General features: G+C 55.6%; 11 protein-coding genes. 3 read left to right on the top strand and 8 right to left on the bottom strand.

Annotated elements, in window-relative coordinates; translation table 11 throughout:
* Positions 1 to 12: 12 nt before the first annotated feature.
* Both porZ and recO read left to right on the top strand, forming a co-directional pair.
* On the top strand, positions 13 to 2376 hold the full coding sequence (gene porZ, locus G536_RS30765; protein WP_051166963.1) for a type IX secretion system anionic LPS delivery protein PorZ: 2364 nt from the start codon (positions 13 to 15) through the stop codon (positions 2374 to 2376).
* Between the two features lie 93 nt (positions 2377 to 2469).
* A complete protein-coding gene (gene recO / locus G536_RS0114925) occupies positions 2470 to 3186 on the top strand; it encodes a DNA repair protein RecO (RefSeq protein WP_022824411.1) in 717 nt (238 codons plus the stop codon).
* A gap of 73 nt (positions 3187 to 3259) precedes the next feature.
* Here recO and G536_RS28095 read toward each other — a convergent pair whose 3' ends face one another.
* The 5 genes from G536_RS28095 to G536_RS0114900 are packed head-to-tail and all read right to left on the bottom strand — an operon-like array spanning position 3260 to position 7527.
* Entirely contained in the window at positions 3260 to 4324 is a 1065-nt protein-coding gene (locus G536_RS28095) for an FKBP-type peptidyl-prolyl cis-trans isomerase (RefSeq protein WP_022824410.1), read from the bottom strand.
* Between the two features lie 39 nt (positions 4325 to 4363).
* Positions 4364 to 4852: an FKBP-type peptidyl-prolyl cis-trans isomerase gene (locus G536_RS28090; RefSeq protein WP_022824409.1), complete on the bottom strand. Its 489-nt coding sequence runs from the start codon at positions 4850 to 4852 to the stop codon at positions 4364 to 4366.
* Positions 4842 to 5429, bottom strand: coding sequence for an FKBP-type peptidyl-prolyl cis-trans isomerase (locus tag G536_RS30760; protein ID WP_051166962.1), 588 nt, complete (start codon positions 5427 to 5429; stop codon positions 4842 to 4844). Before G536_RS30760 ends, G536_RS28090 begins: the two co-directional genes overlap by 11 nt.
* A gap of 55 nt (positions 5430 to 5484) precedes the next feature.
* Positions 5485 to 6444: an FKBP-type peptidyl-prolyl cis-trans isomerase gene (locus G536_RS28080; RefSeq protein ID WP_033370333.1), complete on the bottom strand. Its 960-nt coding sequence runs from the start codon at positions 6442 to 6444 to the stop codon at positions 5485 to 5487.
* 39 nt (positions 6445 to 6483) lie between these two features.
* On the bottom strand, positions 6484 to 7527 hold the full coding sequence (locus tag G536_RS0114900) for a DHH family phosphoesterase (RefSeq protein ID WP_022824407.1): 1044 nt from the start codon (positions 7525 to 7527) through the stop codon (positions 6484 to 6486).
* A gap of 281 nt (positions 7528 to 7808) precedes the next feature.
* Here G536_RS0114900 and G536_RS0114895 point away from each other — a divergent pair, with 281 nt between their 5' ends.
* Positions 7809 to 8228 (top strand): nucleoside-diphosphate kinase, encoded by a 420-nt coding sequence (locus tag G536_RS0114895; protein WP_022824406.1) that lies wholly within the window; start codon positions 7809 to 7811, stop codon positions 8226 to 8228.
* Positions 8229 to 8417: 189 nt separating this feature from the next.
* Here the strand turns inward: G536_RS0114895 and G536_RS30755 are convergent, their stop codons facing one another.
* From G536_RS30755 to G536_RS0114880, 3 genes are all read right to left on the bottom strand, one after another.
* Positions 8418 to 9521 carry an AAA family ATPase gene (locus G536_RS30755; protein ID WP_022824405.1) on the bottom strand — a complete coding sequence of 368 codons (1104 nt, stop codon included), beginning with the start codon at positions 9519 to 9521 and terminating at the stop codon, positions 8418 to 8420.
* A gap of 137 nt (positions 9522 to 9658) precedes the next feature.
* Positions 9659 to 10996 carry a nucleoside permease gene (locus tag G536_RS0114885; RefSeq protein ID WP_022824404.1) on the bottom strand — a complete coding sequence of 446 codons (1338 nt, stop codon included), beginning with the start codon at positions 10994 to 10996 and terminating at the stop codon, positions 9659 to 9661.
* A 305-nt stretch (positions 10997 to 11301) separates the two neighbouring features.
* Positions 11302 to 12417, bottom strand: coding sequence for an alkene reductase (locus tag G536_RS0114880; RefSeq protein WP_026880207.1), 1116 nt, complete (start codon positions 12415 to 12417; stop codon positions 11302 to 11304).
* Between the last annotated feature and the right edge of the window lie 24 nt (positions 12418 to 12441).

Raw genomic sequence — 12441 nt, 5'->3', positions numbered from 1 at the left:
ATCCTGCGCTATATGATTTGTTTGCTACCCACGTTACGCCTTACCGTTGTATTTCTGCTGAGTTTGCTGGTGCTGGCTCCCGTAGCCACGCAGGCGCAGAGTACCGCTGGCTTCGGCGACTGGCAACTACACTTGCCCAACAGCCGTGCCCGGGTAATGGCCGATACCGGGAAGCGCATTTATGTAGCGGCGGAAGATGCTTTCTTTTACTTCGATAAGGAAACTACCACCACCACGCTGCTTTCCCGCCGCGACGGACTTAATGGGGTGAGCGTAAGCACGGTCGCCTATGATGCTACCACCGACCAGGTATTGGTGGCGTATCGGGATGGCAACCTCGACCTGTTGAGCACCGATGGCACCCGAATTCGTAATATCAATGATATCAAGCGCAAGCAGCTGACGGGCTCGAAAACCATCAACCATATAGCGTTCAACGGCCGGCTGGCTTATCTGTCCTGCGACTTTGGCTTGGTGGTGCTGGATATGACCAAGCTGGAAGTGCGCGACACCTTTTCCAACATCGGGCCGCTGGGGGCGCAGATTACCGCCTACGCAACTACCGTGGCCAGCGGCTTTCTGTTTTTGGCTACCGACAAAGGCATTCTGCGGGCACCCCTCACCGCCGACCAAGCCAACTACCGTAGCTGGGTTCTAGACCCAGCTGTTGTGGGGGGTACTTATCGGACCCTTGCTACCCACAACGGGCAGGCGTATGCAGGCCGTAGCTTTAGCAATGTGCAGCGCTACGTATCAGGGGCAGTCTGGCAACCAATATTTGCCGTCTATGCCGATTTCTACCTGAATTTGACGTCTTCTTCTGAAGGACTATTGATTACTAGTGTTACTGGTAATACTCGAACGGTATCTATTCTGGCCAATACGGGCAGCACGCTAGCTCCGCTTACTACCGCCGCCAACGCGCCCAATCCGCAAGCCGCACTGCGCGACCAAGACAATAATTTCTACATTGCCGATGGGCAGCGCGGGCTGTTGCGAACCACTGACCGCCGCAATTTTGAAGCCTTTGTGGCCAACGCACCCCAGGAAGCCACAGCGTTTGGGCTGCTAGCCGACGCCCGTACGAATACCGTGAATGTATTCACTGGCGGTTATGAAGAGGCTTCCAACGAGCGAGGTAATAAGAAAGGCTTTTACGAGTACAAAGACGGTCGCTGGACCAACTACACCCGAGAGAACCTGCCTACCACCGCGCAGCTACCCGATATGGAAGACCTAATTCGGGGCACACGCACCGCCGATGGTACGCTGTACGTGTGTAGCTACGGCGACGGTCTGTTACGCTGGAACGGGCCCGGCGAGTTCAAACAATACATTGCTGGTATGCCTGGAGTGCCGCTGATAAGCGAGTATGCCGATAACCCCCAATTTACCAGGGTTATGGACGTAGCAGCTGCACCCAATGGTGACGTATGGGTTTCCACACGGCATACCAACCGGCCAGGTACTAGCCTGCACGTGCTGACCCCAAGCACCGATACCTGGCGCACCATTCCTTACCCTGTTCTTGATAATCTTAACCGGCTGGTTTTAGATGACTTTGGTGCTGTATGGGTATCACAGTTCCGTAAACCAGCCCCAGCGGCCAGCATCGGCCTTTTTGCCTATGATGATGTGTCGAAGGCTGCGCCGGTTTACTTCACCGAGAGCAATGGCCTGCCTTCCAACAGCATTTATGCCTTAGCGAAAGATCGGAAGGGAGCTATTTGGGTGGGTACCAGCAAAGGCATAGCTTATCTGGACGACCCTGGTGCAGTGTTTGTGCAAGGCAGCAATCCAACTTTCACTAAGCCCGTGGTACGGCGTGGTGAAGGTGCAAACTACTTCGCCCTAGGTGAGGATGTAGTGCGGGCCGTGGCCGTTGACGGAGCCAACCGCAAATGGTTCGGGACGGACCGGGGCCTGTGGTTGTTCAGTGAAAACGCCGACGAGGGCTTGCTGCACTTCACCACCGACAACAGCCCGCTGCCGTCCAACAGCATTATTGACTTAGCCGTGAACGATAAAACAGGGGAGGTATTCGTGGCTACTTCGGCGGGTGTAGTTTCTTACCGGGGGGCTGCTACCGTAACCGAAGGCACACCGAAAGACTGTTTTAAGGTGTCGCCGAATCCGGTGCGAACCAATTTTAACGGGCAGGTAGGCATAACTGGTCTGGCCAACAACGGCATCGTCAAAATCACCGACGTAACGGGCAAGCTGGTATACCAAACTACGGCTACCGGCGGCGGCCTCATCTGGAACCTGGCCGACTACAACGGCCGCAAAGTGCAGTCGGGGGTGTATCTGGTGCTATCGTCGGATGCGGACGGCAAGAACGGCTGCGTCAGCAAGATTGCCGTAGTAGAGAAATAGGCGGCATAGTTGAATTGTTGAATTGCTAAAGGGTTGGTTGTTCAACAATTCCAGAGAACAACCAACCCTTTAGCAATTCAACAATTCAAATCCATGCTAATCAAAACCCGCGGGGTTGTTCTGAGCTACATTAAATACCGCGAAACCAGCATTATTGCGCGGGTGTATACTGAGCGGCTGGGAGTGCAGAGCTATGTGGTGAACGGGGTGCGCAAAGCCAAGCCACCGGGCCGGATTGCCTTGTTTCAGCCTCTCACGCTGCTGGAACTAGTGGCGTATACCTCGAAAAACGGCGGCCTCACGCGCCTCTCCGAGTTTCGGTGCGCTGAGCTCTACCGCAGCATTCCGTATGATGTGCAGAAGAGCAGCGTGGCGCTGGTATTGTCTGAAATCCTGAGCCACTCGCTACAGGAAGAAGAGGAAAACGAGGCACTTTTTCAGTTTCTGCACGACAGCCTGCTAGCATTCGACCAGCAGACCAGCGGCTACGAAAATTTCGCGCTGGCCTTCCTGCTCCGGCTGGCTACGTATCTGGGGTTTGGGGTGGAAACGGGTGAAGAGTTAACTACCCAAGTAACCTTTGCGGCCACTGTGCCCACTAGTCAGGGCGGCGGCCCCACAGTGCTGCGCCTTCAAGAATTTGAACAGTACATCGACGAACTGCTCCGAGACCCTGCGCACGTTACCATTCCCAATGGACGGGTGCGGCGCGAACTATTGAACGTGATAATTCGCTATTACCAGTTGCATGTGGAACGCCTCGGTGAAGTACGCTCCTTGGCTATTCTCTCGGAAATACTGGCAGAATAAGAGAAAAGGGGAGTTCTTCGTTCTAAACCCGTAAGTGGATTAATCAGAACAAAGAACTCCCCTTTACCTATCTCTATTTCACGTCCACCAACTCTACATCGAAGCGGAGGATGGCATTGGCGGGAATGTCGGCCCCGGCACCACGTGAGCCATAGGCCAGCGGAGACGGTATCAGTAGGATAGCCTTGGTACCTTGAGCTAGTTCTAGCAGGCCCTGGTCCCAGCCCCTGATTACTTGGCCGCGGCCCAGCGGGAAGGTGATGGGCTGGCCGCCGTTCTTCTCCGACGAATCGAACAACTTGCCGTTGAGCAGCATACCCGTGTAGAGAACCGAAACGGTTTGGCCTGCCTGAGGTTTAGGGCCAGTACCCGCCTTCGTGACAACGTAGTAGGTGCCACCGGGAGTTTTTACGCCGGTCAGGTTGTTTTTCTTTAGGTATTCCTGAATCAAAGCATCGTCTTTGGCAATGAACTCTGCTGCGTCGGCGTCGGCTTTCTTCTGCGCTAGCTCCATCATCTTCTGCTGCTCGGCTTGTGCCTCGGCAGGCGTCATCAGCTTTTGCACCTTCACCAGCATCGTGAGCGTGTTGCCGGCCTTTTTCATGAACGGTGGCACCGGCTGCCGAAACGATTTGGCGAAAATGGAGTCGAGATTGAAGCGGAACACAGCTGAGTCGCCGGCTTGTAGCAATGTTACGGCCTCTTCAATACCGCCCCGCTCCTGGAGAGCCGCCAACGGTATCTGCGCCGGCATACCTAGCTGCTTGCGTGTGCTGAACAACACCGAATCCTTAGCGGTCCGGTACTGCATATGCGCTGCTAGCGTCTTGCCAATACGGGTGGAATACGTCGGGTCACCAGCCGGATTTACGTCGGTGCGGAGCGTGTAGCGGCCGTTGCTTCGCCGGAAAATGCGGTACTCAATGCCCGATTTGGTGCGCCCGAACCCTTGTGGCACCGTGCTTTTAATGGGCGTTTTGCTGGCAACCGGCTTTTTAACGGGGGCTTTGGTAGAGGTAGCGGGCTTACGAACTGGTACAGGAGCTTTCTTAGTTTGAGCCTGCGCGGTCTGGCTTAGCAGGGCAAGTCCAGTCAGGAATGTAGCGAAAGCCTTGGAGAGGCTGGATAAAGAAATCATAGCGGGAAAAAGGTGAAATCGTAGCGAAAGTAGAGCCGCTTAGCGGGCGGACAGTAGCTCCAGCATGAAAACCAGGTCGGTATTCGGCGGAATGATGTAGTTGTCATCCGGGCCTTTTACGCCGCGGGAGCCGTACGCCAGCCGCGCCGGAATCCAGGCTTTCACGCGCGTACCTACGGCCAGCAGTGGCAGCAGCTCGTCCCAGCCCGTAATGACCTCGCCCTGCCCCACCCGAAACCGGAGCGGGCGGTTGGCCGGCGAGCTGTCGAAGAGCTGCCCGGTGGCTAGGTAGCCACGGTAGGCTACCGTCACCCGGCTTCGTGGCAGGGGCCGGGCGCCAGTGCCAGCAGTAAGCACCATGTACTGTATGCCACTTGCCGTGGTGAGCGTGCTGGCCGACCCGGAAAGCGAATCGGCGGCAGCCGAGCCCGTTTGGGCCCGTGCCACCGCCGACAGGAATAGCAGTTGTAGCAGGCCTAACCACCAGCCGGTGCGCAGGGCCCGTCGCAGAGCATGCTTAGCGTACATTCAAAACGGTCATATCAAAACGCAACGGCTCGTCACGGAGGGTTCCGCTAGGAGTACCACCAGGACCGTAAGCCAGATAAGAAGGAATCAGCAACTCGTACCGGTCGCCTTTCTTCATAAACAACAGACCTTCGTCCCAGCCTTTGATAACCTGGCCAGCGCCTACAGTTACCGGAATGCAGCCACAGGGCCGATTATTCTCGGTGGAGTTGTCGAAGATGGTGGATTCGTTGGATTCGCGCAGAAGGCGACCAACGTATTTTATTTCGGTGGTATTGCCGCTAATAATAGTGGTGGTATCGGTGCTGGGGTTTTCTGCCAACCGCACCAGATAGATGCCGTTGTTGGAAGTTCCATTTAGCCGCCGGTATTGGTTGACACCGGTACCCGCCGTGATATTGTGCCGGGTCAGGTAAGCCTGGATCAGGCCATCATCAATCACCTTGTATTCGTTCACGCGGTTGGCGGCGTCCTCGGTACTGTTGTCGTCTTTGCAGCCCGATAAGGCAGGTGCCGTCAGCGTAAGCAATACCGCCGCTAAGCGGAGCAGCAAAGAGCGTTTGAATAAGTGTGTCATAGGGGTAAGCGGCAAAAGGTAAAAACCGCGCCGGAAGTCCGGCGCGGTATAGTTTTTACTTCACGTCTACCAACTCCACTTCGAAGCGCAGCGGCGCATCAGCAGGAATGTCGGTGCCCGCGCCGCGCTGCCCGTAGGCCATCGGCGAAGGAATCAGCAGCACGGCTTTGCTGCCTTTGTTGAGCAACGGAATGGCTTTGTCCCAACCCGGAATTACCTGACCAACGCCAATGGCAAAGTCAATCGGCTTGCCGTTGTTCGGGGCCTTTTCCGACGAGTCGAATACTTTGCCGTCAAGCAGCTTGCCGGTGTACTTAACCGATACCGTCTGGCCTACTTTCGGCTTGGGGCCGGTGCCAGGCGAAGTCACCATGTAGTACACGCCCGACGAGTCGCGCTGAGCGTTCAGGTTGTTTTTCTTGATGTATTCCTGCAGAATAGCGTCGTCTTTCTTGCTTTGCTCGGCGGCGTGCACAATGGCTTTCTGCTGCTGCTCAGCTACGGCTTTCTGCTGGTCGGCCGTGGCTTCGTCGCGGGTCTGCACCTTCTGGGCTTTCACCAGCATGGTCATGGTGTTACCGGCTTTCTTCATGAACGGCGGCACCGGCTGCTTGAACGACTTAGCGAAGATGGTATCCACGTTAAAGCGGAACACAGCCGAGTCGCCGGGCTGGAGCATGGCAATGGCTTCTTCCAGGCCACCTTTCACTTTCACATCCTGCAACTCAATGCGCATCGGAACGCCCATTTGCTGCTTGCTGGAGTTGAAGAGGATAGAATCTTTGGCGGTGCGGTATTCCACGTCCAGCGCCAGAATCTTGCCAATCCGGTCTTTGTAAGTAGCATCGCCTTCAGCGCTTACCTCACGGGGCGAGTAGGTTTTGCCTTCGCCTTTGAAGACTTTGTATTCGATGCCCGACTTAGTTTTCGCGAAGTCGCCGCCTTTGTTGCAGGAAGCCAGGCCCAGGATGCCGGCCGCCAGGGCCAGACTCAGAATGTTGCGATGCAAATGCATGAAGCAGAAAAGGTGGTGGAAATTAAAATTTCGGGCAAGTTACACCGTAGGGGGCGCAACTGCCAGCGGGGCCGTCACCAGTTGGCTCTGGTATTGAGGCAATAAGTCGAGGAAACGTTGCACGGTGCTGTCCAGGGACGTGTAGCTGATGCCACCAGATGCATTGTGGTGGCCGCCGCCCTGGAAATGGTCGCGCGAGAAGCTGCTCACCGAGAAGTCGCCAACCGAGCGGAACGAAATCTTGACGGCCTGACCCCGGTCGATAAGCACGGCCGCAAACACAATGCCCTCGATGCTGAGCGCAAAATTTACGAGGCCTTCGGTGTCACCGGTTTTCGAGTCGTACTCTTTCAGCTCCTGCTGCGTGATGGCAATGTAGGCTGTGTTGTACTCGCGCAGCACCCGCAGCTTATCCTTGAGCACGAAGCCCAGGAACCGCAGGCGCATTTCCGAATGCGAGTCATAGATCCGGCGGTGCACGTCGGAGAGGTTGATGCCTGCGTTGAGCAGTTCGGCAATGATCAGGTGCACGTTGCGCGAGGTGCTCGGGTGCCGGAACGAGCCGGTATCGGTCATGATGCCTGCGTACAGACACTCGCCAATACCCGCATCAATCAGGTCCTGGTCACCCAAGTCACGGATTACCTCGAACACCAGCTCGGCCGTGGCCGCCGCCGAAGAGTTCGAGAAGTCGAGGTCGGCAAACTGCTCGGGCTCCTGGTGGTGGTCGATGAGCACCTTGGTGCCGGGCGCGTGCCGGATGTACTCGCCCATCTCGTTGATGCGGTTCAGGCAAGAGAAATCCAGGCAGAACAGCACTTCGGCCGTTCCAATGATTTCCTGCACCTGCGCATCATTCTGGCGCGAGTCGTACACGACTACCTCGTTGTTGCCGGGCATCCAGGCCAGGAAATCGGGATAGTCGGAGGGCGTCACGACGGTTACCGTGTGGCCTTTTTTGCGGAGGTAACCTGCCAAGCCTAACGACGAGCCGAGAGCATCGGCATCGGGCTTGTGGTGCGTGGTAATAAAAACCTGCCGGGGTTGCGAGAGCAGCTCCTGCAGCTCAGAGATTGTGGACATTGCCTACTGATAGGTGGCTGAAATTCGGGGATTTATGCCGGGAGCAAGGCGGCAAAAGTCGTAAATATTCTGGGTTCCAACAAAACAGCTTTGGGTTTGGTGCAATTGTGCCCGGAATTACCTGGCTCCACTGCCCGCCCGGTGCCAAATTGATAATGCAGGCTTTAAGCGCAACTTTGGTTACGGGTAACAACTTCCCGCCTAAACCCTCTACTTTTGCGCCCGCAAACTCTTTGCGTTTCCCTACACAGGAATTCCTCTAACCCCAACCCATAGAAAAGATGGCCACGAACCGCACGTTCACCATGATTAAGCCCGACGCCACGCAGGAAAACCACATTGGTGGTATTCTGAGCATGATCGAAGAGGGTGGTTTTCGCATTGTTGCTCTGAAAAAAGTATTGCTGACCGCCGAGCGCGCCGGCCAGTTCTACGAAGTGCACAAAGAGCGTCCTTTCTACGGCGACCTGGTAAAGTATATGTCGTCGGGCCCTATTGTAGCGGCTATCCTGGAGAAAGACAACGCTGTAGCTGACTTCCGTACGCTGATTGGCGCTACCAACCCTGCGCAGGCAGCCGAAGGCACTATCCGGAAGAAGTACGCTAAGAGCATCGAAGCCAACGCCGTACACGGTTCCGACTCCGACGAAAACGCCCAAATCGAAGGCAACTTCTTCTTCGGCCCCGACGAGCAATTCTAAGCTCACATCTTAGGTAATCAAGTGGATTTCTAACTTGAAAGTAGAGCAGTTAAAACTAGCTAGCAGCTTTCTACTTTCAGGTTTTATGGCCTATTTTACCACAAAACCCCGCTCTACAGCTCGTAAAGCGGGGTTTTGCATTTACTGGAAACGAACTTTTTATAGACCTTTTTTATACTAGGAAGCTGGTTAACGAGCCTGTCCGAAGCCGATGCGGCCCGTGCTTTTAGGCTCGCTGGTAAACACCTGCTCTTCGCGGTTATAAATGTCGGCTAGCGTAGTAGGTTCGGTAACAGGTTGTTCCTGGCTGAGGCTAGCGGCCAGCGCTTGGGCTTTAAGCTGTGTTAGTGGCTCAAAATTGTAAGAGGCAATGAGGCGACCTTTCCGCAATAGCGCCTTGTCGATGCGAGCAATGTCGGCGTTAAAGGTGCAGATAATCTGGATGTGAAACCCGTCGGAGAGCAGGCCGTCGGAGAGGTTGAGCAGGTTGCTGACGGCATTGCCGCCATGCCCGTCGCGCTTAGACAGTAGTTCCTCTGCATCCTCGATGATGAGGATGGAATTGGTGTTGTCATGAAGCAGATTGATGAACTCGGGGTCGGCGATGCGCACGGCCAAGTTGGGCGGAATGAACAGCTTGGGCTTGTCGGTGAGGCCACACAGGTGCCGGATGTAGCTGGTTTTGCCGGTGCCGGGCGGGCCGTGCAGAATCACTAAGCCTTTATCGTCGGGCTTTTGCAAGCGGTTCACAATGGCCTCATGCACTGGCAGGAGGTCGTCGTTGTAGTGTGTAGCCAAGTCAAGCGCTGGAATCTTGAGCGGCAGCGGCGAAAACTCCAGGTCATTGCTTGCCAGCCGTAGCACCTGAATACGCTGACGCTCTAATTGGCCAGTATCAAGTTGTGCTGTGAGAGCGGCCCGAACCTGCGCCAACAAGGTTGCATCGGTGTGAGGCGAGTAGAACAGCTGCGCTCCTTGGTCGCCGTACAATCCCCGGTCGTAGAACCAGAGCAGCAGGCGCGGGCCCGGTGACAAGGCGTGGTAGTGCCATTCGGGCGTTTTGCTGGCTTGTTCCAAGTAGACGGAATGAACTACAGTAGCGGCCTCTAAGTCGTGGCTTACGGCTAGTGTATCCAAAACCGTTTGGCGCGCTTCGGCAGAAGCTAGCTGGTAAATTTCGCGGCGGGGTAGTTCACCAAATGATGCGTAAAACCAATTTAATGGCTGGAACCCATGTTGGGTGAAAGCCGTGGAAAGGTCGAAGGAGCCCAGCAGGGGCGAAGTTGATGCCATATACTGGCAATTTCCATTAAAACCTGAACTGGACCAATACTTCTAAACGAATAATGCGGACCGCAGGAAGCAACAAGTGTGCTTCCTGCGGTCCGCATTATTCGTTGGGCAACTGCCCAACGGCCGTAATCTGAATCCTATTCCGCGGCTAGTTGTGGCTCAGCGTATGGTTCTTGTGCGGCCTGCGGGTTGTGCTCGTGCTTGAACAGCACCACAAACAGCACGGCAATTACCAGGGCATACAAGGCAAAGGTTATCCAGATGCTGTGCCAGTCCTTGCTTTGGTCGGCGTTGGTGAAATATTCCTGAATTATGATGCCGCTCAACGAACTACCCAGCACAGCCCCAAAGCCGTTGGTCATCATCATAAATAAGCCCTGCGCACTAGCCCGGATAGAAGGAGCCGTTTGACTCTCGACGAACAGCGAGCCAGAGATGTTGAAGAAGTCGAAGGCCATGCCGTACACAATGCACGAGAGGATAATCATCCATAGGTTGGATTCCAGATTGCCATAAGCAAACAAGCCGAACCGTAACACCCAGGCAATCATGCTGAAAAACATAACCTGCTTGATGCCAAAGCGACGCAAAAAGAAGGGTATGGCCAAGATGAAAAGCGTTTCTGAAATCTGCGAAATGGACATGATAATGGCCGGGTATTTTGCAGATAAGCCACTGAGCGTGCTAGAAGGATTGGATGCCAACTCAGACAAAACCTGTGACCAAGATTCAATGTTGATAGGAGCTACATTTTTGCTGGCGTCATGCAGGAAGGTGTCGCCGTAGGCGTTGGTGAGCTGGAGCGCCGCGCCCAGCAGCATAGCGAACAGGAAGAAGGTAAGCATCTTGGTGTCCCGCAGTAAAGCAAACGACTTCAGCCCTAGCACGTCAACCAAGGAGCGGCTCGGCGTGTCCTTGGCGGTAGGCGGGCACTTGGGCAGCGTGAACGAATAGAAACCTAGCAGAATAGCCGCTCCAGACGCCACGTAAAACTGGTTGGCCGACTTCTCGAAGCCCAGCAAACTCACCGTCCACATAGCCACGATAAAGCCCACCGTGCCCCACACCCGAATGGGCGGATAATCACGCACGATGTCGCCGCCGCGGCTTTTGAGCACGTAGTACGACACTGCAATGGAGAGGGCCAGCGTGGGCATATAGAAAATCATGTTCAGCAGCATCACCCAGAACATGGTGCCGGGGTCCGTCACGAGCGGCACGGTAAACAGCACGATGCCCCCCAGAATGTGCAGGATGCCGTACAGTTTCTCGGCGTTCATGTACTTGTCGGCCACAATGCCCATCAGGGAAGGCATAAAAATCGAGGCAATGCCCATGGTCGAGAAAATAGCTCCGAACTGAGCGCCCGACCATTGCTTGGTTTGAAACCAGTACGCCCCGATGGTTATCAGCCACGAGCCCCAGATAAAGAACTGCAGAAAGCTCAGGACAATGAGACGCAGCTTAGTATTCATGCAGGAGAAGCTTTAAAAATGAAACAGGTTGATTCCGCATAGCCCGGCGGTGGGGTGCGGCAGTTCATACGCTAAGCGCCTTGCTCTGCTTGGCGCCTGAGGCCCCGGAAAGAAGAGAGAAAGCGCAAAAAAAGAACAACCCGGCCACTTGCGCGGACCGGGCCTTCAAAGATAAGTAAATGTACTGTTCCGACGTGAAGCCCCCATGGTACCTCAATTTGAACTCAAGCCTACTTTAACCGCAAAGCAAAAAGCCTCTTCTGCTACAGAAGAGGCTTTTTGCTTTGCGGTTAAAGTAGGCTTGCTTACTTGGTAGCGGCTTCGGTTTCAGCCAAGGCCGGGTAGTCGGTGTAGCCTTGGTGGAAACCTTCGGGGCCGGGGGCATAGAAGGTATTGGGGTCGTAAGGGGCCAGCTCGGTGCCTTGCTTTAAGCGGGCAACTAGGTCGGGGTTGGAAACGAACGGGCGGCCAATAGCTACCAGGTTAGCGCGGCCGCTTTCGAGGGCGCCTTCCACTTCCTCTACTGTATTGTAGCCGCCAGCCAAGATGAGCGTGTTGGTGAACTTCTGGCGGATGGTTGCTACCGTTTCAGCCGGAACGGCGGGGGCGCCCATGCTGGAGTGGTCCACAAGGTGTAGGTACACCAGGTTCAGTTTTTGTAGCTCTTCAGCCAGGTACGCGTACGTTTCGTCGATTTCAGGGTAGTGCGCCATGTCGCTGGCCGTGCCCCAGGGCGAGAGGCGGATGCCGGTGCGCTCAGCACCAATGGCTTCTACCACCGCCTTGGCGGTTTCCAGCACGAAACGGGCGCGGTTCTGCACGCTGCCGCCGTACTCATCGGTGCGCTGGTTGCTGGTGGGGTTCAGAAACTGCTCCAGTAGGTAACCGTTGGCTCCGTGTAGCTCTACGCCATCAAAACCGGCTTCAATGGCCAGCTTAGCCGACTGCACGAACTCCTGGATGGTGCTGCGTACTTCCTCGGTGGTCAGGGCCCGGGGGGTGGGGTGGTCCTGCATTTGCTGCTGGTCGGTCCACATCTGGCCGGCGGCAGCCACTGCCGATGGGCCCACAGCTTCGGCCCCTTCGGGCAGGTTCAGGGCGTGGCCGATGCGGCCGGAATGCATGATCTGCACGAAAATATGGCCGCCCTTAGCGTGCACAGCATCGGTGGAGAGCTTCCAGCCGGCAACGTGCTCAGCATTGAACAAGCCGGGCATACGGGCGTAGCCCAAGCCGTTGGGCGAAGGCGACGTGCCCTCGGTGATGAGGAGGCCAGCGGAAGCACGCTGGGCATAATACTCAGCCATTAGGGTATTAGGCACGTTACCGAGGGCACGGCAGCGCGTCATGGGGGCCATAGCCAAGTGGTTCTGAAGCTGAAGCGAGCCTAGCTGGGCTGGTGAAAAAGTTTGGGAAGCCATGCGGAAAAACAAAAGGGTTGGTTA

This window comes from Hymenobacter norwichensis DSM 15439, from assembly GCF_000420705.1.
In the GTDB taxonomy this organism is placed as follows: Bacteria; Bacteroidota; Bacteroidia; order Cytophagales; family Hymenobacteraceae; genus Hymenobacter; species Hymenobacter norwichensis.
The sequence above is the reverse complement of the archived record's forward strand: the minus strand, read 5'-3'. Positions and strand labels throughout refer to the sequence as shown.